General features: G+C 72.6%; 16 protein-coding genes and 1 pseudogene. 7 read left to right on the top strand and 10 right to left on the bottom strand.

The genetic code is table 11. The features are described 5' to 3' along the window. Window positions 1–85 precede the first annotated feature (85 nt). The 6 genes and pseudogenes from ACWC0C_RS13095 to ACWC0C_RS13070 form a co-directional block, all read right to left on the bottom strand. Window positions 86–979 (bottom strand): ECF transporter S component, encoded by an 894-nt coding sequence (locus ACWC0C_RS13095; RefSeq protein ID WP_450863784.1) that lies wholly within the window; start codon window positions 977–979, stop codon window positions 86–88. Next, a complete protein-coding gene (locus ACWC0C_RS13090) occupies window positions 976–2,718 on the bottom strand; it encodes an ABC transporter ATP-binding protein (RefSeq protein ID WP_450863782.1) in 1,743 nt (580 codons plus the stop codon). Before ACWC0C_RS13090 ends, ACWC0C_RS13095 begins: the two co-directional genes overlap by 4 nt. Continuing rightward, window positions 2,715–3,781, bottom strand: a pseudogene (locus ACWC0C_RS13085) (CbiQ family ECF transporter T component). The gene ACWC0C_RS13090 and the pseudogene ACWC0C_RS13085 overlap by 4 nt, the downstream one beginning before the upstream one ends. Further along, complete coding sequence (locus tag ACWC0C_RS13080; RefSeq protein WP_450863780.1) at window positions 3,768–4,418, bottom strand: SCO2322 family protein; 651 nt, start codon at window positions 4,416–4,418, stop codon at window positions 3,768–3,770. The pseudogene ACWC0C_RS13085 and the gene ACWC0C_RS13080 overlap by 14 nt, the downstream one beginning before the upstream one ends. After that, window positions 4,415–5,620 (bottom strand): prenyltransferase/squalene oxidase repeat-containing protein, encoded by a 1,206-nt coding sequence (locus ACWC0C_RS13075; protein WP_450863778.1) that lies wholly within the window; start codon window positions 5,618–5,620, stop codon window positions 4,415–4,417. Before ACWC0C_RS13075 ends, ACWC0C_RS13080 begins: the two co-directional genes overlap by 4 nt. Before the next feature lie 174 nt (window positions 5,621–5,794). After that, on the bottom strand, window positions 5,795–6,658 hold the full coding sequence (locus ACWC0C_RS13070) for a hypothetical protein (RefSeq protein ID WP_450863776.1): 864 nt from the start codon (window positions 6,656–6,658) through the stop codon (window positions 5,795–5,797). Window positions 6,659–6,910: 252 nt separating this feature from the next. On the opposite strand from ACWC0C_RS13070, the gene ACWC0C_RS13065 reads away from it, so the two are divergent. After that, window positions 6,911–7,495 carry a helix-turn-helix domain-containing protein gene (locus ACWC0C_RS13065; protein ID WP_449201117.1) on the top strand — a complete coding sequence of 195 codons (585 nt, stop codon included), beginning with the start codon at window positions 6,911–6,913 and terminating at the stop codon, window positions 7,493–7,495. On the opposite strand, the gene ACWC0C_RS13060 is transcribed toward ACWC0C_RS13065, so the two are convergent. Then, on the bottom strand, window positions 7,488–7,991 hold the full coding sequence (locus ACWC0C_RS13060; protein WP_450863774.1) for a nuclear transport factor 2 family protein: 504 nt from the start codon (window positions 7,989–7,991) through the stop codon (window positions 7,488–7,490). The genes ACWC0C_RS13065 and ACWC0C_RS13060 overlap by 8 nt on opposite strands. Window positions 7,992–8,082: 91 nt before the next feature. Continuing rightward, complete coding sequence (locus tag ACWC0C_RS13055) at window positions 8,083–9,108, bottom strand: MBL fold metallo-hydrolase (protein WP_450863773.1); 1,026 nt, start codon at window positions 9,106–9,108, stop codon at window positions 8,083–8,085. A 112-nt stretch (window positions 9,109–9,220) separates the two neighbouring features. Between ACWC0C_RS13055 and ACWC0C_RS13050 the strand changes: the two genes are divergently transcribed. Next, window positions 9,221–10,672, top strand: coding sequence for an aldehyde dehydrogenase (locus ACWC0C_RS13050; RefSeq protein ID WP_450863771.1), 1,452 nt, complete (start codon window positions 9,221–9,223; stop codon window positions 10,670–10,672). A gap of 3 nt (window positions 10,673–10,675) precedes the next feature. Further along, window positions 10,676–10,909 (top strand): ferredoxin, encoded by a 234-nt coding sequence (locus ACWC0C_RS13045; protein ID WP_449201113.1) that lies wholly within the window; start codon window positions 10,676–10,678, stop codon window positions 10,907–10,909. Here ACWC0C_RS13045 and ACWC0C_RS13040 read toward each other — a convergent pair. Beyond that, on the bottom strand, window positions 10,906–14,484 hold the full coding sequence (locus ACWC0C_RS13040; RefSeq protein WP_450863770.1) for an NACHT domain-containing protein: 3,579 nt from the start codon (window positions 14,482–14,484) through the stop codon (window positions 10,906–10,908). The genes ACWC0C_RS13045 and ACWC0C_RS13040 overlap by 4 nt on opposite strands. Before the next feature lie 166 nt (window positions 14,485–14,650). Here ACWC0C_RS13040 and ACWC0C_RS13035 point away from each other — a divergent pair, with 166 nt between their 5' ends. Further along, complete coding sequence (locus ACWC0C_RS13035; protein WP_449201111.1) at window positions 14,651–14,815, top strand: hypothetical protein; 165 nt, start codon at window positions 14,651–14,653, stop codon at window positions 14,813–14,815. Here the strand turns inward: ACWC0C_RS13035 and ACWC0C_RS13030 are convergent, their stop codons facing one another. After that, entirely contained in the window at window positions 14,816–15,436 is a 621-nt protein-coding gene (locus ACWC0C_RS13030; protein WP_449201110.1) for a TetR family transcriptional regulator, read from the bottom strand. It abuts the gene before it with no gap. A 220-nt stretch (window positions 15,437–15,656) separates the two neighbouring features. Between ACWC0C_RS13030 and ACWC0C_RS13025 the strand changes: the two genes are divergently transcribed. The 3 genes from ACWC0C_RS13025 to ACWC0C_RS13015 are packed head-to-tail and all read left to right on the top strand — an operon-like array spanning window position 15,657 to window position 18,927. After that, the gene (locus ACWC0C_RS13025; RefSeq protein ID WP_450863767.1) at window positions 15,657–17,090 is read left to right on the top strand and encodes a glycosyltransferase family 4 protein; all 1,434 of its coding nucleotides are present in this window, start codon (window positions 15,657–15,659) and stop codon (window positions 17,088–17,090) included. Then, window positions 17,084–17,860 (top strand): class I SAM-dependent methyltransferase, encoded by a 777-nt coding sequence (locus tag ACWC0C_RS13020; RefSeq protein ID WP_449201108.1) that lies wholly within the window; start codon window positions 17,084–17,086, stop codon window positions 17,858–17,860. Before ACWC0C_RS13025 ends, ACWC0C_RS13020 begins: the two co-directional genes overlap by 7 nt. After that, window positions 17,857–18,927 carry a prenyltransferase gene (locus ACWC0C_RS13015; RefSeq protein ID WP_449201107.1) on the top strand — a complete coding sequence of 357 codons (1,071 nt, stop codon included), beginning with the start codon at window positions 17,857–17,859 and terminating at the stop codon, window positions 18,925–18,927. The genes ACWC0C_RS13020 and ACWC0C_RS13015 overlap by 4 nt, the downstream gene beginning before the upstream one ends. Window positions 18,928–18,932: the final 5 nt, after the last annotated feature.

The following is an 18,932-nucleotide window of genomic DNA, read 5'->3' as shown; positions in this document are numbered from 1 at the left end:
GGTCGCAAAGCGCAGGTCAGCGGGGGTGTCCGATCGGGCATATCGGACATTCGTTACTACGACGCCAAATCGTAGGTGACGTGCGTCATGTGGGGTGCTTCACCGGCTCGCTCGCACTGCGTGAAGGGCCGGATCCGTTTTGTGCGCATTTCGGGGCGTCGAATGTGACCGCGGTCTCGAAGGCGGCCCGCCGCGTGGCCCGGCGCAGTGCGCGCAGCACCGCCGGGCCGAGGGCGAGGGTCAGCACCACGGTGCAGACGGCCCGTCCCAGGTCCCAGCCGAGCGAGGTGGCGAGGCAGTAGGCGGCGAAACGGGCCAGGTTGGCGGGGACGGAGGCATGGGCGTCGAAGGAGATGTTCGAGGCGGCGGCGCCCATGAACGGCCAGCCGGCCAGATTCATGACGGTGCCGTAGGCGAAGGCGGCGAGGAAGCCATAGGCCGCGAGGAGCGCCAGTTCGCCACGGCCCCGCAGCCGGACCGGGCCCGGCAGCAGCCCGGCGCCCATCGTGAACCAGCCCATCGCCAGCATCTGGAACGGCAGCCAGGGCCCGACCCCGCCCGTGAGCAGCGCGGACGCGAACATCGTCACCGCGCCGAGCGTGAAGCCGAAGCCGGGGCCCAGGACCCGCCCGCTGAGCACCATCAGGAAGAACATCGGCTCGATCCCGGCCGTACCCGCGCCGATCGGACGCAGCGCGGCCCCCGTCGCGGCCAGCACGCCCAGCATGGCCACGGCCTTCGGCCCGAGATCCGACTCGGAGATCGTCGCCGCCACGACCGTCACCAGGAGGACGAGGAGGCCCGCGAAGAGCCAGGGCGCGTCCTGGGCGTGGGCGCTCAGTTGCGAGGTGGGCGGCGCGAGGAAGGGCCAGCCGAAGGCGACGACGCCGACCGCGCCGACCAGGGCGAGCGCGGCGAGCGAGCGGGGGCCGAGGCGGACGGCGTGCAGGCGGGTGGCGTGGGGGCCGGCGACGCTCATGCGAGGGCCTGCCGTACTTCCGCGACGGTGAGCCACCGCTGCGGGGCGAGGATCTTCGTCACCTGCGGGGCGAAGGAAGGGGAGGAGACGACGATCTGCGCCGTCGGCCCGTCGGCTATGACCTCCCCCTCGGCGAGCAGCACCACCCGGTGGGCGATCTCGGCCGCCAGCTCCACGTCATGCGTGGCCATGACGATCGCGTGCCCCTCGGCGGCGAGGGCGCGCAGCACGGTCACCAGGCGGGCCTTGGCCGCGTAGTCCAGGCCGCGGGTCGGTTCGTCGAGCAGGAGGAGGGGTGGGCGGGCGGTCAGGACGACGGCCAGGGCGAGCGTCAGACACTGTCCCTCGGAGAGATCGCGGGGGTGGGTGTCGTCCGTGATTCCCGGCAGCAGCTCCGACACGAGCGCGCGGCAGGTCCCCGGGTCGGCGCCGGCGTCCCGGTCGGCCGCCGCGCACTCGTCGGCGACCGTGTCGGCGTAGAGGAGGTCCCGTGGGTCCTGCGGGACGAGGCCGACGCGTTGTACCAGGTCACGGGGGGTGGTGCGGTGGGGGGTTGCTCCGGCGACGGTGACTGTTCCGGCGGTGGGGGACAGCAGGCCGACGAGGGAGCCGAGCAGGGTGGACTTTCCGGCGCCGTTGCGGCCCATGAGGGCGATGGTTTCGCCCGGGGTGACGGTCAGGTCGATGTCGCGCAGGGCTGTGATGCGGCCGCGCCGGACGGAGAGGGAGCGGATCTCGGCGATGTGCGCTTGCGTGGCTTCCGGAGCGGGGGAGCTGGAGCGGCGGCGACGGAACAGGAAGGGGCGCCGTGTGCTGGTGCAGGCCGGGGGTTGGGTCGCGTGCCCGCGCCGGCGGGGGGCCGCTATCCGTGGGACGGGTGCCGCCCCAGCGGCACGACTGCCCGCGGCTGCGGCAGGTGCGGACGCGGCCAGGCGTTCGCGTAGGGCGCCGGCGCGGCGGCGGGCGTCTCTGACCGTCAGGGGGAGGGGGGCCCAGTCGGCCAGCCGGCCCAGGGCCACCACCGGCGGGAACACCGGGGACACCGCCATCACCTCGGGCGGGGTGCCCATCACCGGGGGTTCGCCGAAGCCGGGCAGCAGGACCACGCGGTCGGCGTAGTGGATGACGCGTTCCAGGCGGTGCTCGGCCAGCAGGATCGTCGTGCCGAGGTCGTGTACCAGGCGCTGGAGGACCGCCAGGACCTCTTCCGCCGCGGCCGGGTCCAGGGCCGAGGTCGGCTCGTCGAGGACCAGGACCTGCGGGTGCGGGGTGAGGACCGAGCCGATCGCGACCCGCTGGCGCTGGCCGCCGGAGAGCGTGGCGATGGGGCGGTCGCGCAGTCCGGCCAGGCCCAGCAGGTCCAGGGTCTCCTCGACCCGGCGCCGCATGACCTCCGGGGCGAGGCCCAACGACTCCATGCCGTAGGCGAGTTCGTCCTCCACGGTGTCCGTCACGAAGTGGGCGAGCGGGTCCTGGCCGACCGTGCCGACCACGTCCGCCAACTCGCGCGGCTTGTGGGTACGGGTGTCCCGGCCCGCCACCGTGACGCGGCCCCGCAGGGTGCCGCCGGTGAAGTGCGGCACCAGCCCGCTCACCGCGCCGAGCACGGTCGACTTGCCGACCCCGGACGGGCCGACGAGCAGCACCAGTTCGCCCTCCGGCACCTCGAAGTCGACGCCCCGGACGGCGGGGGCGGCCGCACCGTCGTACGTCACGCTGACATCCTCGAAGCGGATCACGACGGCTCCTTGGGGATGACCAGGGCGGGCAGCAGGGCGAGGAGGATCGCCGCCGCGGGCCACAGGGGGAGGGTGGGTGCGACGAGCGGTACGACTCCGGGGTGCAGGGCTTCCGGGTCGCGGGCGGAGGCCAGGCTGAGCAGCGCGGCGACCGCGGCGCCGGAGCCGGCGACCAGCCAGGCCCGGGCGTCCCAGGGGTCCGGACGGTACCGGGTGCGCAGCGAACGCCGGCCGCCGAGCCGCAGCCCCGCGAGCGCGGCGGCGACACCGGCGAGGAGGAGCGGCAGCCCGTATGTGCCGCCCTCCGCGGTGAGCAGCCCGTACGTCCCCGCGCACACGCCGAGCAGTCCGCCGAGGGTGAGCGCGGCCGTCGTGCGGCGCACGGGGGCGGGGACCTCGGCGGTACGGCCGTAGCCGCGGGCCTCCATCGCGGCGGCGAGCGCGACCGAGCGCTCCAACGCGCCCTCCAGGACCGGCAGTCCGACCTGGAGCAGTCCGCGCAGGCCGCGGTCCGGGCGGCCGCGCAGCCGGCGGGCGGCGCGCAGGCGCCGGACGTCGGCGATGAGGTGCGGCGCGAAGGTGAGGGCGACGACGACGGCGACGCCGGTTTCGTAGAGGGCGCCGGGCAGGGATTTGAGGAGGCGGGTGGGGCTGGCCAGTGCGTTCGCCGCGCCGACGCAGATCAGGAGGGTGGCGAGCTTCAAGCCGTCGTAGGCGGCGAAGACGAGTGCCTCGGCGGTGACCTTTCCGCCCAGGCGGATGCCCTGCGTCCAGTGGGGGAGCGGGACTTCCGGGAGGGTGAGGAGGGTGTGGGTGCCGGGGATGGGGGAGCCGAGCGCCACCGCGAAGAGGAGGCGGATCAGGATCACGGCCAGGGCGAGTTTGGCGAAGGCCGTGTAGGCGTGGGAGGCGGGGTGGGGGTGCGGTGCGTGGCCACGACGTAGGCGGAGGCGGATATGAGGAGGGCGAGGAGGAGGGGATTGGTGGTGCGGGTGGCGGCCGTGCCGAGGCTCAACGCCCAGAGCCACCAGGCGCCGGGGTGAACAGAACTAGACGGATGCATCGCGTCGCCGCCGTGCCTGCCACACCGCCGCGCCTGCCAGGAGGGCTACCGCACCCGCGCCGATGGGCAGACCCAGCGAAGGCCCGTCGTCCGAACCGTCGCTCTTTTCCGGGGACTTCTTGCCCGAAGACGCCGAAACCTGCTCCCCGCACCCCTTCCTCGGATACCCGGCGATCGCACACAGCAGGGCGTTGGTGTCGTAGCGCAGGGGCGGGGCGACGGCCGCCAGGGCGTCGGCGGTCGTCGCGTCGGCCGGGACCCTCGCGCACGCCGTGCGGCGGCCCGGCGGCGTCTCGCCGGACGGCGCATCCGCAGCGGTGCCGAAGTCGAGGACCAGAGCCACCCGCTTCGTACCGGACTTGGCGGGTGTACCCGCACAGATCGTGCCGAAGTCCGCCGCGCCGCGCGGCCTGCTCGCGTCCGCGGAGTCCGCGCTCACCGCGAAGCGGAAGCCCTCCACCGCGCCGTCGTCGGGACCGGCGGTCGACGGGCCCTGCGTGGCGTACGTCCAGTGACCGCCCGTCCGCTCCCAGAAGGACCAGTAGCGGTAGCCGGCGGCCTGCGCCTGGCCGGCCCCGGCCGCCGACAGGACGAGCGCGGCGCACAGCAGGCCCGCGGCGCGGCGGACGGCCGTCACGGCTGCCGCTTCTTCCGGCCGCTGAGCAGGAAGCCGATGCCGATGCCCGCGACCAGGCAGACCCCGACGAACCACCAGGCGCCGAAGCCGGAGCCGCCGTCGGACTTGGTCTCCTGCTGGTGCCCGGTCGCCGCCATCTGCGGGAGGGGGCCGAGCGCGTTGAGGGACCGGACCAGGCTGGTGCCGCCGAAGTCACCCGGCTGCGCGCCGATCGCGTGCGCGGCGAGGATCAGCTGGGCGTACGCCGCCGGACCGCTCTGCGCCGCCCACGGCCCGGCGTTCTTCTTCAGCCAGTCGTACGCCTTCTTCGCCTGCTCGGTCCGGCCGTCCGCGGCGAGCGCGACGACCGTGTCCGCGGTGTTGCCGTAGTCCGGCTGGTCCTTGGCGCCGGGCAGCGCGGACAGGAGGTGCCCGGTCTTGCCGACGGCCGCCGCCAGATATGCGCCGGCGTTGTCGGCGACCTGTGCCGGGGCTGTGGCCTTGGTGCAGGAGGCCTGCGCGGGCGCCTTGCCGGCCTCCGCCACGAACCCCTTGCCGAGCGCGCCGAGCACCCCGGCCGCGCTGGCGTCCGCGTTGGCGACCAGTTTGCCCTTCTTGTCCGGCTGGAAGGCGAGGGCGCCGCCGCCGTCCTGGTCGCAGGGGAGGGACAGGGCGGCGAGGAGGTCGTACGGCGACTTGCCCGACGTGCGGACGGACGCCGGGTCGGTGCCCACGGAGGACAGCGCGCCGATGACGACGGAGGTGGAGTTGGTGTCGCTGGCCCCGCCCGGCGAGTAGCCCCAGCCGCCGTCCTTGTTCTGCACGGACTTCAGCCAGGTCACCGCCTTGCCGACTGCGCTGTCGTGCCCGCCGGCGGCCTTCAGGGCCTGGACCGCGGCGGCGGTGCTGTTGGTGTCCACCATGACCTTGCTGTCACAGCCCTTGGCGGGCTCGGCACGGAAGGCGGCGAAGGCGCCGTTCGCGCACTGCTGGCCGGCGAGCCAGTCCACGGCCTGCGCGGCCGGCCGGTAGCCGAGGGTCCGCTGGGCGATCAGCGTCAGCGACTGCCGCCACACGCCGTCGTAGGTCGGGTCGGACGTGCCGTACAGCCCGGACGGGATCGCGACCTTCGGAGACGGGGACGGGCCGGCGGCCGTGGCGGGCGCGGCGGCGGCCAGCACGCCTACGGCGGCGAGTACCGCGGCACTGCGGCGGACGTTCATGGTCGGCGACTGCCTCTCCTACGGGGAACCGGCAGCGCACGGGCAACACCCCGGGCGGCTCGGCTCCGTAAACCTCAACGGTGCGTCAGCGCCGGAATTGCACCGGCTTCCTCCCGTACGGGTGTGACGACCCCGCCACTTTACCGGCAGCCCGGTCAGCGCCCCGAGGGGGCGTTAGGCGGCAACACCGGAGACCCCCTCGAGCGCCCGCTCGCATTGATGCGCGTCGTCACCCTCGACCACCCAGTACCCGCGCCGCCCGGGCCCTGCCGAAGCCGCGAAGTGGATCGCGGCCGCCCGCTGCCGCGTAGGCGTCACATCCACCACCGCCCCGCACGCGAATGCCAGCGCCACCCCCACCAGGTCCACCCCCGTCGCCCGTTCCACCAGCCACGGGATCAGGTCCCCCGGCAGATGTGGTGCGACGCCGGTCACCCGTGGCCCCCGCTCCGTCAGCCGGAGACCCACATGCGCGACGGTGTGGGTGAGACCCAGCGCCCGTACCGCCCGTTCCACGGTCTGCCGCAGGAACCTGTTGTGCAGCAGCGCGTCATGGGCGTGGACCGAGTGCCGTAGCGCGCTCGTCCGCGTGAGCGCGGTGATGCGGACCTCGTCGTCGAGGACGACCGTCTCGGCGGACACCAGCGGCCCCTCCGCGTCCTCCGGCCCCGCCGGCGCCACCCGGTGCCGTACCAGCAGCGCCCGCAGCGCCACCGGGTCGGCGCAGGCCGCGGCCGTCTCGTACGGCAGGGACGGCAGGCCCAGCCGGGCGGCGGTCCGCGCGGCCACGGTCAGGTGCTCGCCGCTCCAGGTCAGTACGCCGGCGACCGGCTGCCGGGCCGCGTACCGTGCCACTGTCTCGGCCGTCTCCGCCTCCCGCGCCGGGTCGGCCGTGAGGTGTCCGGACAGATACGGCCGCGCCCAGGCGGGTGCCGAGGCGTCGACCAGCACCACCGGGCGCACGGCGGCGATCCGCGCCAGCGGGTACGCGCCGTGCGCGGCCCGGCCGGTCCCGAGCAGAAGGACGGGCTGCGGCATCGGCGCATCACCCTTCGCGGGAGAGGCGGTCAGAGAAACGCCCCGGATGCCGCTCCCCCATAGACGGCACCCGGGGCGGGTCGAAAGCTTGCTCTCTGTGTCGTGATCCTCACCCACCGCACCCTCAACTGTCAACGATTGCTGCCGTGTTGGGCAGCGACCCTTGTCACATCTGGTCGGCGAACCGGTGACCGGGTAGCCTCGCCGTCAGCCCAGCCACCGAAACGAACGACACGCCCAGGGGGGACCTCGGTGAGTGACGCCTACTCCTCGCTGGCCGAAGTCCTGGACCGGCTCGGCGAGTTGACCGGTCGGCCAGGCCGGCTGCCGGAAGCCCTCGACGTGGCCGACCTGTCCCATCGCACCGGCATCCCCGTCGGCGTCGTTGTCGAACTGCTCGCCGGCGGGCGGGCGCCCGAGACCTGTCTGTCCGGGCGGGTGCGCCAGCGGCTGGACTTCATCCGCGAGACCCGGCGCCGCCCCGATGGCAAGCGGTACTCGCTGGACGAGCTGGCCCGGATCGCCGGAACCAGCCGGCAGTGGCTGAGCGAGTGGCGCAAGAGCGGGATGCCCAGCCTGGAGCACACCGACCGGCTGCGCCGGTACTTCGGCCTGCCCGCCGGCTTCTTCACGGCCGACGAACCGGAGGCGCTGTACGAGGCGTTGCGGCCGGTGCTCCAGGGGCTGGAGGCCGAGGCGGACCCGCTGCTGCGGCTGCGCGAGTGCGGCCTCGTCCGGCTCGCCGCCCGCGCCCCGCAGATGAACGCCCGCCAGCTCGCCACCCTCGCCGACCTCGCCGAGATGATCATCTCGGCGGAGCGGCACAAGATCAGCTGACCTTCGGGTCTGCCGGGTTTGCCGGGTCCGACTGGTCCGGCCGGCCCTTCGGAGCCTTCGGAGTGTCGCCGGCGAAGGCCAGGTGCAGCGTGCGGGTGGCGATCAGCCATCTGCCGTCGACCCGGCGGAAGGTGTCCTCGTAGTGCCCCACCTGCACGGGCGGCCCGGCGGGGACCAGCCCCCGCTCGTACCCGTCGACACGGTACGTCGTGAAGTAGGACGTGCCGCTCGCCGTGTCCGGGCCGGTCACCGTGACCAGCACGTTGGACATCAGACGGCGGGAGAGCCGGTCGGCGGGGCGGGACCCGAAGTACGCGCGCAGCGCCTCCCGGCCCTCGATCCGGCGCCCGTCCCCCGGCGGGGGCCACTCCCAGACGCCGTCCTCGGTGAACAGGTCGGCCACGGAGGCCGGTTCGCCGAGGTCGAGGCGGTGGACGACGTGCAGGATCAGGTGCTCGCAGGCGTGCTGGGCGCGGAATGCGTCGACGAGGTCCATGGGGCTGTCTAGCAGGGGAGTCCCTTGGGACACGAACGGTTTTTACACCCGCCACGTACGCCACCGACTACACCGCCACGTACGCCACCGACTACACCGCGATGTACGCCACCGGCCCGCTCCCCGCCATCGGCTCCGCCCGGCCCTGCTTCACCAGGCGCCGCAGATGTGCCTCGGCCTCCGAGACCGCGATGTTCCTCGATCCGTAGGGTATTTCGGGCCAGGGACGGTTCCACTCCATCCGCTCGGCCAGCTGCCAGGGGGTGAGCGGCTCGGAGAGGAGGGCGAGCAGGCCGGTGAGGCGTTCCTCGTGGTGGGTGAGCAGCTCCCGTACCCGGCCGGCCGCGTCGGTGAAGGAATGCTGGTGCGCGGGGAGCACCTCGGCCGGGGCGAGGCGGCCCACCCGCTCCAGGGAGTCGAGGTAGTCGCCGAGAGGGTCGGTGACGGTGGCGTCGTCGGGGTCCTCGTACAGGCCGATGTGCGGGGTGATCTCCGGGAGCACGTGATCTCCACTGAACAGGCGACCCTGGCCCGGGAGGTGGGCCGGATGCTGCTCCTCCAGGTGCAGGCAGACGTGGCCGGGCGTGTGCCCCGGGGTCCAGATCGCGCGCAGCCGGCGGCCGGGCAAGTCGAGGAGCTCGCCCGGGACGATCTCGCGGTCGGGCAGGGCGGGGGCGGAGCCGGGCAGGCTCCGGCCGCGTGCGGTGCGCAGCGGCGCCACGTGCTCCTCGGGCGCCCCGGCCGCCGTCAGCTTGGCGGCCATGTACGTGAACCACCGCTCGGGCCGGGTCTGCCGCGTCCGGCGCACGATCGCCGCGTCGGCCGCGTGCAGCGCCACCCAGGCACCGGAGGCCTCGCGCACCCGGCCCGACAGACCGTGGTGATCGGGGTGATGGTGCGTGATGACGACGCCGTACACCTCCGGCACCGCCGTACCGCAGGCCACGAGCCCCGCCGCGAGCGTGTCCCAGGAGTCCGGGTCGTCCCAGCCGGTGTCGACGAGCACCGGCCCCCGGTCGGTGTCCACGACGTACACCAGCGTGTGGCCGAGTGGGTTGTCCGGGATGGGGACCGCCACGGAACGCACGCCCCCGCCGTGATCGAACGTCTTCGCCATGTGCCCTCCGCCCGATCGCCCGCACCCCAGGACCATTGCCCACTATAACTAGAACTGATATCAGTTCTGAAACAGCGTCAGAAACATGCGGTGCGGCGGGAGGCAGTCGGCCATGACCGAGCTCGTGGAACACGGACAGCTGTTCATCGGCGGGGAGTTGACCGACCCCCTGGGCAAGGACGTGATCGAGGTGATCTCCCCGCACACCGAGGAGGTCATCGGCCGGGTCCCGCACGCCTCCCGGCAGGACGTCGACCGGGCGGTGGCGGTGGCGCGCCGCGCCTTCGACGAGGGCCCCTGGCCGCGCGCCACGCTCGAGGAGCGGCTGGAGGTCGTCACCCGCATCAAGGACGGCATCGCCGCCCGGCACGAGGAGATCGCCCGGGTGATCTCCGCCCAGAACGGCTCCCCGTACTCCTGGAGCGTCCTCGCCCAGGCGCTCGGCGCGATGATGGTGTGGGACGCGGCGATCAGGGTCGCGCGGGAGTTCACGTACGAGGAACGCAGGGACGGCGTCCTCGGCCCGATCCTCGTCCGCCGTGAGCCGGTCGGGGTCGTGGCGGCCGTGGTCCCGTGGAACGTCCCGCAGTTCGTCGCCGCCGCCAAGCTCGCGCCCGCGCTGCTGACCGGCTGCACGGTCGTACTGAAACCGTCCCCCGAGTCGCCGTTGGACGCGTATCTGCTGGGCGAGATCGCGCGGGAGGCCGGGCTGCCGGAGGGGGTGCTGTCCATCCTCCCCGCCGACCGCGAGGTCAGCGAGTACCTGGTCGGCCACCCGGGCATCGACAAGGTCTCCTTCACCGGCTCGGTCGCGGCCGGCAAGCGCGTGATGGAGGTCGCCGCCCGCAATCTCACCCGCGTGACATTGGAGTTGGGCGGCAAGTCGGCGGCGGTCGTCCTGCCGGACGCGGACGTGGGGACGGCGGTGTCCGGGATCGTCCCGGCGGCCTGGATGAACAACGGGCAGGCGTGTGTGGCCCAGACCCGCATCCTCGTCCCGCGCGCCCGCTACGACGAGTTCGCCGACGCCTTCGCCCAGGCCGCGAGCGCGCTGAAGGTCGGCGACCCGCTGGACCCGGCGACCCAGGTCGGCCCGCTGGTCGCCCGCCGCCAGCAGCAGCGCAACCTGGACTACATCCGGATCGGCCAGGAGGAGGGCGCCAAGATCCTCACCGGCGGTGGCCGCCCGGCGGGACTCGACCGCGGCTGGTACGTCGACCCGACCCTCTTCGGCGACGTCGACAACTCCATGCGGATCGCCCGCGAGGAGATCTTCGGCCCGGTGATCTGCCTGCTGCCGTACGGCGACGAGGCGGAGGCCCTGAAGATCGCGAACGACTCGGACTACGGCCTGTCCGGCAGCGTCTGGACCGCCGACGTGGAGCACGGCATCGAAGTGGCGCGGCAGGTCCGCACCGGCACCTACTCGGTCAACACCTTCAGCCTGGACATGCTGGGCCCGTTCGGCGGCTACAAGAACTCCGGCTTGGGGCGGGAGTTCGGCCCCGAGGGGTACGGCGAGTACCTCGAACACAAGATGATCCACCTGCCGGCGGGGGCGTAGGCCATGGGCGACCGCTGGCACGTCGAGGTCGACCGGTCGTTGTGCATCGGCTCGGCCCAGTGCCTCCACCACGCCCCAGGCCACTTCCGCCTCGACTCCGCCCGACAGTCCCACTCGCTGGCCCCCGACACCGACGCCGCGGAACCCGTCCTGGAAGCGGCCGAGAGCTGCCCGGTGGAGGCGATCCTGATCACCTTGCTGGGCAGCGGGGAGGCGGTGTTCCCGCCGGAGGACTAGGACCCGGGTGACGTCGGTTCCGGTCCCCGCCAGGCCCGCTCCACCTCCTCGAACTGCTCGGCGTAGGCGCCGGGCGGCAGAGCCGCGCGCAGGTAGGTGAGGTCGGAGGGGCGGAGGAGGCCGAAGGCCGTGGCGGGGAGCGCGGCGAGGATCTCCGGGGCGCGGGTGGCCAGCCAGTCGTCCAGGGCCAGTTCCGAGGCCAGGCGGAGGAGGTCTATGAGGGCGGAGGGGTGGGTGGTGGCTGTTGTGGGGAGGCAGAGGACTTCGAGCAGTTTGTCGAAGTGGCGGGCGGCGGTTTTGCCTCGCAGGGAGCTCGATCGCTGCCAGGTGTGGGTGGAGCGACTCAGGTGGATCATCGTCAGGAGGCTCTGCAGCGGGGTTCCCTTGCTCCCGGTGAGGACGGTACGGGGGGCGTTGGCCGCATCGGCCAGGTCGGGATTTCCCCGGTCCAGCGCGTGGCGGATGCAGTCCAGGAGCGCCCGCTCCGCGGCCTCGGTGAGCACCACGTCACCTTCGCTGAACACATGGCGCAGTTGAGTGATGACGGAGGTGAGGTCGTCGTCGCGCAGGGCGGGGGCGTCGTGGACCAGGTGGCACAGCACCGCTTCCGCATAGGGCTCGCGTTCTTTCGGTGCCAGTATTCCGATCCGCGCCAGACAGTCCTCATACAGGCTGGGCAGTGCTTCGGGGGCGTACACGTCGCGGGTGAGCAGGGCGACCAGTGCCTGCCCTGCCGAGTGGAGCCGCTCGTCGGCGGGGTGGACGTGCATCGACATGGCACTCGGCCATTGAAGGAGCACGGGATAGCCGATATGCAGCAGGAACTCGGTGTCCGTATCGGCGGCGAACGAGACCCGCCTGATCAGATCCAGGATGCTCGGCGCGGAGGACGAGAGCCGTTCCTGCAACCCGGCCGACAGGGACCTGACGGCCTTGGGTGGGGCTGTCCACCGCAACCAGGTGAAATCATGGTCGGCGAGTGGCGTCGGGCGGGTGGTGAGCCGCAGATCCTGCACGTGGTGGCCGGGCGCGTGCGGATCGTGGCGCCAGCAGCGTTCGGGATGGAGGGTCGAGGTCAGCGCGGCCCAGGAGGTAACGGTCAACTGCCCTTGCCACTGCAGCGCATGCCGTCGCCACCCGTGCGCCACACCGTGATGGGAGTCGACGACTTCCGAGGCGTACACCTCACCCGCCGCCAGCACCGCGACCAGCACCAGATTCACCTCGTACACCGCATCCCGGTACGCCCTGCGCAGCCGGACCGGGGCGTACCCCGTGGCGGTGTGCCGCTCGGGTCCCCATCCGGCGGCGCGGAACCGCTCGACGAGCGCGGGCACCAGGACGGTGCGTACGTGATCCTCCGTCTGGCTCGCCAGCATGTCCCGCAGGTTCTGGACGAGTTCGGCCCGGTCGGTGAGCGGCGCAAAGGACAGCAGCGCGTACAACTCGCCGTCGTCCAGCCGTCGTAGCGCCCCCTCGATCAGCCGCGCGGCCAGGTGCTCGCCGAAGGTCGCGTGCATGAACTCGTAGGAGCGCAGCCGTTCCTCCGCGACGACCGCCTGTGCCTCGTGCACGAAGAAGAAACGGCCGAACAGCAGACCCGAGCCGTCACCCACCGCACCGAGCCCCCGCAGGTCCCGGTCGGCCTCCTCGCCGCTGATCGACTGGGAGCCGCGGTGGAACATGGAGAGGGCGATGACGGAAAGCCGGCGCAGTTCGCGGTCCACGGCGGCGTCCGCCTCGGCCGGGGGCAGCGGGCCGTCCTTGGTGACCTGGCGGCGGACGAACTCCCGCAGCAGCCGGTCGTACAGCTCGGTCCGGCTGATGTCGTGGTCCCGCATCAGGTGCAGGGCGTTGCCGCTCGCGTCGTACAGCGCCAGCATGAGCAGCAGCAGGGGCTGTGCCGCGAGGTCCCGGTGGGGGAGGACCACCTCCGGCGTGAGCGGCAGCAGGCCGTGCCGGGCGAAATAGTGGGCGTTGGTGCCGTTCCAGACGGTGAGCCAGCGTTCGATCTCCGGCTCGTCGAAAGGTTCCAGGCGGATCACCCGGCTGGTGTACGGGACGTTCGCGCGGTCGGCGACCACCGTCCGGCTCGTCACCAGCACGATCAGCGGGCGCCCGAGCCCGGCCTCGCGTCTCTGGAAGTCCGTGATCTCCTGCAGATAGCCCCAGTGTTGTGTGCGACCGAGCTTCTGGGCGGCGGCCTGGAGCAGTTCGTCGAAGCCGTCCAGCAGGACCACGGGCAGGGCGTCGGACTCCTCGGACCAGTCCGGCCAGCTCACCTTCCGGCCCGTCGCCCGTGCGAGCGCGTGCTCCAGCTGGGCCTGCACGTCCGCCTCCGCCGGTGCGTGCCGCAACTCCACCCGCAGGGGGCGGAATTCACCAGCCGGGAGCCGGGCGGTCAGCAGCCTGGTCAGAAGCGACTTGCCGGCACCGGGGTGGCCGAGCACGACGAGGGGCGCCAGCAGGGCGGGCAGACCGAGGAGGTGAGCGGCCAGGAACTGGCCGATGTCGTCGTGGAGGGGCCGCGTCTCCCACCACTTGTCCGAGGCGATCTCCGTCCTGTTCGGCCCCGCCACCCTGAAGCGCGGGGTGACATAGCCCTCGGCGAGACTGGGCAGTCGCGGACCCGGCGCGTCGAGGGACGCGATCGGCTCGTGCAGCAGTGCCCTGTGGGGGGTGAAGTCCCCGTGCCCGCCGGTGCATTCCGACAGCAGCTCCTCGAGCCCGGCCAGGCCGGTGGCGGGCGGGCCGGCTGCTTCGCCGTCCTCGGCGGCTGAGGGCACGCCCGCCACCAGCGCGAACTCCCGGCAGGCCCTGGCCAGCGGGGTGGCCAGCCGCAGGTACGTGTCGAGGACGTGCCGCGCGGTGTCGGAATCGCTCCTGTCCATGACCTCCGGGAGCGGGGCTCCATGGCCCGTATGCGTCCCGTCCGCCAGCTCACGAATGAGGCCGTCGGCCCGCTCGGGGCTCCACGTCCCCGCAGCAGCCGCCGCCACCAGCACCACGCGCGCGGCCTGGATCAGAACGGCCCGTTCGACCCCGTGTGCGGCTCGCACCCGGGCCGGGACGTGCCTCAGCAATACGTCTAGGACCTGGGCCTTGCTCCGTATGGCTTGCGGCTTCATGAGCGCGTCCGCGGTCGCCATCGGCGCCATGCGCCCCCCGGCCAGCAGGGACACCGCCTCCTCGACGCCCATGTGGCTACGGGTCGTCGCGTCGCCCCTCCGTGCGGGCGTCGGCGCGATCGCCCCGGCAGCCCGCTCGACCCGCCCCCGCGCCGCCTCCGCCGTCCGCTCCAGCTCCGCGTGCCTGCTCTTCCACCACTGGACGTCCGCTCTCATGCCCGAGGGTGCCGCCCGGGTGCCGTTGCGGTCGGCACACAGGGCCACGATCGTCCGGACGACGTCCCAGTCCGGCACCTTCCGGCGCCGCCCACCGAGCAGTTCCGAGACGGAACCGGCGCTCAGCCCGAGCACATCGGCGATCTCCCGCTGCGACACACCGCAGTCACTCACAAGACGGCCCAGCGCGGCACAGAAGTCCGCCACGGGTCCCGCGGTCGGTGCGGCCAACTCCCCGTCCCCTTCGGCGCGGTTCGGTGAACGTCTCCGAAGCGTACGACCTGACCTGCGTCTTTCGGAGGCAGTTCGGCCGGATTCGAGGTCCGGCCGGGGCGGCGTTCCCGGGCGCGATCGTCATCGCACAAGCCACTCGGCCGTCCGCCTCGGAAGGAACGCCATGAACGCCCAGCTGCCCCTCCTCCTCGCCGCCCTCGTCTTCCTCGCCGTCTACGCCGGTGTCGTCCTGCCCGCCGTGTGGTCCCGTCGGCCCGCCCGCCGTACCGCGGCGCTGAAGGTGCTCGTTCAGCTGCTCGGTGCCCTGCGGCGCTGGAAGCGGGGGTGATCAGCCGGGTGCGCCCGGCTCCGTCAGGTCGATCAACCGGCACACCGTCTCGATGTCGATCTTCACCTGGGCGATGGAGGCCCGGCCCGAGAGCCAGGTGATCAGGGCCGAGTGCCAGGTGTGCTCGATGACGCGGACCGCGGACAGCTGCTCGGGGGTGGGGTTCTCCAGGCCCATCGCGTCCAGGATGATCAGGGTCGTCTGGCGGGAGACCTGGTCCACCTCCGGCGAGACACTGCGGTCGGCGAAGGTCAGCGCGCGGACCATCGCGTCGGCCAGATGCGGCTCGCGCTGGAGGGCGCGGAAGGCCCGCATCAGGGTCTCGGCGACCCGCTCGGCGGCCGTGTCGCCCGCCGGGGGCTTCTTCCGCAGCGTGCCGTGCATGTGCTCCAGCTGGTCCTGCATGGTGGCGACCAGCAGATGCACCTTGGACGGGAAGTAGCGGTAGAGGGTGCCCAGGGCGACCTGGGAGGACTCCGCCACCTCACGCATCTGTACGGCGTCGAAACCGCCGCGGCTGGCCAGCTGGGCGCTCGCGTGCAGGATCCGGCGGCGGCGGGCCTCCTGCCGCTCGGTCAGAGGCGGCGAGGGGGGCCTCGAAACACTGGCTTCCGCAGGCATGGGTCCCGTTCCGTGACAGTCGGTGAAGGCGTCTGTGGGGCACGTGATCAAACAGCATGACAGGGCGACGCGCCGTGGCGCGAATCACCTGATCCACTGCTCACAGCACCCCTACCTGCCGGTAGATTCAGAGCCTCTTGAACGATCAAGTCTGAAACTTGTTCTAGATTAGCGTCCCGTCGTAGTCTCGCGGGACAGTGCAGGCAGAAGGGGGCACGGAGTGACCGCTGAGGCCCGGGAAGCGGGTGCCCAGGAGGACCCCGCATCCGACGGCGAGCGACCGCTCGACATCGCGCTCCTCACCTATAAAGGGAACCCGTTCTGCGGCGGCCAGGGTGTCTACGTACGGCACCTCTCGCGTGAGCTGGCCAAGCTCGGGCACCGAGTCGAGGTCATCGGCTCGCAGCCGTACCCGATCCTCGACGAGGGCCACGGCAATCTGCGCCTCACCGAGCTGCCCAGCCTCGACCTCTACCGCCAGCCCGACCCCTTCCGCACCCCGGGGCGGGACGAGTACCGGGACTGGATCGACGCCCTCGAAGTCGCGACGATGTGGACCGGCGGCTTCCCCGAGCCGCTGACCTTCTCGCTGCGCGCCCGCCGTCATCTGCGCGCCCGGCGCGGCGAGTTCGACGTCGTGCACGACAACCAGACGCTCGGGTACGGGCTGTTGGGGGACATCGGCGCGCCCCTGGTGACCACCATCCACCATCCCATCACCGTCGACCGGCAGCTGGAGCTGGACGCCGCCGAGGGCCGGCAGCGCCGCTACTCGGTGCGCCGCTGGTACGCCTTCACCCGGATGCAGAAGCGCGTCGCCCGCCGGCTGCCCTCCGTCCTCACCGTCTCGGGTACCTCCCGCCAGGAGATCGTCGACCATCTCGGCGTACGCGACGACCGTATCCACGTCGTCCACATCGGCGCCGACACCGATCTGTTCGCGCCGAATCCGGCCGTGGCCGAGGTGCCGGGCCGGATCGTCACCACCTCCAGCGCCGATGTGCCGCTGAAGGGGCTGGTGTTCCTGGTGGAGGCGCTGGCCAAGGTGCGCACCGAGCATCCGGCCGCCCATCTCGTCGTCGTCGGCAAGCGGCCCGAGGAGGGGCCGGTCGCGGCGGCGATCGAGCGCTACGGCCTCGAAGGCGCCGTCGACTTCGTCAAGGGCATCTCCGACGCCGAGCTGGTCGACCTGATCCGCTCGGCCGAGGTCGCCTGCGTGCCCTCGCTGTACGAGGGCTTCTCGCTGCCCGCCGCCGAGGCCATGGCCACCGGCACGCCGCTCGTCGCCACGACCGGCGGCGCGATCCCCGAGGTCGCCGGGCGGGACGGCGAGACCTGTCTGGCCGTACCGCCGGGCGACGCGGGGGCGCTGGCCGCCGGGCTCGGCCGGCTACTCGGGGACCCGGAGCTTCGAGTGCGCCTCGGCCGCGCGGGCCGGCAGCGGGTGCTGCGGCACTTCACGTGGGCGCGGGCCGCCGAGGGCACGGTGGCCCACTACCGCGAGGCCATCGCCCGCGCCGGCCGCACCGCGGCCACACCAAGTGGTGCTTCCGCGGCCTCACCAAGTGTTGCTTCCGCGACCTCGACGAGCGTTGCGTCCATGACCTCGACGAGTGACACCGGCGTCTACCCCGAAAGCAGGGCCACGTGCTGACCGTCGACTTCTCCCGGTTCCCGCTCGCCCCCGGCGACCGAGTCCTGGACCTCGGCTGCGGGGCCGGCCGGCACGCCTTCGAGTGCTACCGGCGTGGCGCCCAGGTCGTGGCCCTGGACCAGAACGCCGAGGAGATCCGCGAGGTCGCCAAGTGGTTCGCGGCGATGAAGGAGGCCGGGGAGGCGCCGGCGGGTGCCACCGCCACGGCCATGGAGGGCGACGCGCTCGCCCTGCCCTTCCCGGACGAGTCCTTCGACGTGATCATCATCTCCGAGGTGATGGAACACATCCCGGACGACAAGGGCGTCCTTGCCGAGATGGTGCGGGTGCTCAGGCCCGGCGGGCGCATCGCGATCACCGTGCCGCGCTACGGCCCCGAGAAGGTCTGCTGGGCGCTGTCCGACGCCTACCACGAGGTCGAGGGCGGCCACATCCGCATCTACAAGGCCGACGAGCTGGTGGGGAAGATCCGCGAGGCGGGCCTGAAGCCGTACGGCAGCCATCACGCGCACGCGCTGCACTCGCCGTACTGGTGGCTGAAGTGCGCGTTCGGCGTCGACAACGACAAGGCGCTGCCGGTGCGGGCGTACCACAAGCTGCTGGTCTGGGACATCATGAAGAAGCCGCTCGCCACGCGGGTCGCCGAGCAGGCGCTGAACCCGCTGATCGGCAAGAGCTTCGTGGTCTACGCGACCAAGCCGCACCTGCCGCGTCTCGCCGAGACGGAGACCGGGGCCGGGACCGAGACCTCCGAGGCGGCGGCCAAGTGACCACTCCCCGGACAGAACACCTCGTCCTGCCCGGGGTCCTCACCGCCGGGCAGGCCGCCGCGACCGTCCGCGGCATCCTCGCCGTACAGCGGGAGGACGGCGCGATCCCGTGGTTCCGCGGCCACCACCTGGACCCGTGGGACCACACCGAGGCCGCGATGGCCCTGGACGCGGCCGGCGAGCACGAGGCCGCCGAGCGGGCGTACCTCTGGCTCGCCCGGCACCAGAAGGAGGACGGCTCCTGGTACGCGGCCTACGCCGACGGCGCCCACGACGACGTCACCGACCGTGCCCGCGAGTCGAACTTCGTCGCCTACATAGCAGTCGGGGTCTGGCACCACTACCTGTCCACCGGTGACGACACGTTCCTGGACCGCATGTGGCCGTACGTCTACGCGGCCGTGGAGTGGGTGCTCGGGCTCCAGCAGCCCGGCGGTCAGATCGGCTGGCGCCGCGAGGACGACGGCACGCCCACGACGGACGCCCTGCTCACCGGCAGCTCCTCGATCCACCACGCGCTGCGCTGTGCGCTCGCCATCGCCGAGCAGCGTGAAGAACCGCAGCCGGACTGGGAGTTGGCGGTCGGCGCGCTGCGCCACGCGATCCGCCGGCACCCCGAGCGCTTCCTGGACAAGGACCGCTACTCGATGGACTGGTACTACCCGGTCCTCGGCGGCGCGCTGACCGGCGACGAGGCCAGGGCCCGCATCGCGGAGTCCTGGGACCGGTTCGTCGTGCCCGGCGTCGGCGTGCGCTGCGTGGTCCCCAACCCCTGGGTCACCGGCGGCGAGTCCAGCGAACTCGCCCTGGCGCTGTGGGCGGTGGGGGAGTCGGACCGCGCCCTGGAGATCCTCCAGTCCATCCAGCATCTGCGCGACCCGGAGAGCGGCCTGTACTGGACGGGCTACGTCTTCGAGGACGACGCGGTCTGGCCCCGCGAACTCACCACCTGGACGGCCGGCTCCCTGCTGCTCGCGGTGGCGGCCCTGGGCGGCCACGAGGCGACGTGTGCGGTCTTCGGCGGTGAGCACCTGCCGACGGGGCTGGACCCCGACTGCTGCGGCTAGACACC

This window comes from Streptomyces sp. NPDC001709, assembly GCF_053596375.1.
This window is presented reverse-complemented; position numbering and strand designations above follow the sequence as displayed.

Bases quoted from the DNA above. Each gene is read 5' to 3' on its own strand.
- ACWC0C_RS13095 (WP_450863784.1), bottom strand. From the start codon at position 979: ATGAGCGTCGCCGGCCCCCACGCCACCCGCCTGCACGCCGTCCGCCTC.
- ACWC0C_RS13035 (WP_449201111.1), top strand. From the start codon at position 14,651: ATGAACGCCCAGCTGCCCCTCCTCCTCGCCGCCCTCGTCTTCCTCGCC.
- ACWC0C_RS13075 (WP_450863778.1), bottom strand. From the start codon at position 5,620: ATGAACGTCCGCCGCAGTGCCGCGGTACTCGCCGCCGTAGGCGTGCTG.
- ACWC0C_RS13030 (WP_449201110.1), bottom strand. From the start codon at position 15,436: ATGCCTGCGGAAGCCAGTGTTTCGAGGCCCCCCTCGCCGCCTCTGACC.
- ACWC0C_RS13050 (WP_450863771.1), top strand. From the start codon at position 9,221: ATGACCGAGCTCGTGGAACACGGACAGCTGTTCATCGGCGGGGAGTTG.
- ACWC0C_RS13045 (WP_449201113.1), top strand. From the start codon at position 10,676: ATGGGCGACCGCTGGCACGTCGAGGTCGACCGGTCGTTGTGCATCGGC.
- ACWC0C_RS13070 (WP_450863776.1), bottom strand. From the start codon at position 6,658: ATGCCGCAGCCCGTCCTTCTGCTCGGGACCGGCCGGGCCGCGCACGGC.
- ACWC0C_RS13060 (WP_450863774.1), bottom strand. From the start codon at position 7,991: ATGGACCTCGTCGACGCATTCCGCGCCCAGCACGCCTGCGAGCACCTG.
- ACWC0C_RS13055 (WP_450863773.1), bottom strand. From the start codon at position 9,108: ATGGCGAAGACGTTCGATCACGGCGGGGGCGTGCGTTCCGTGGCGGTC.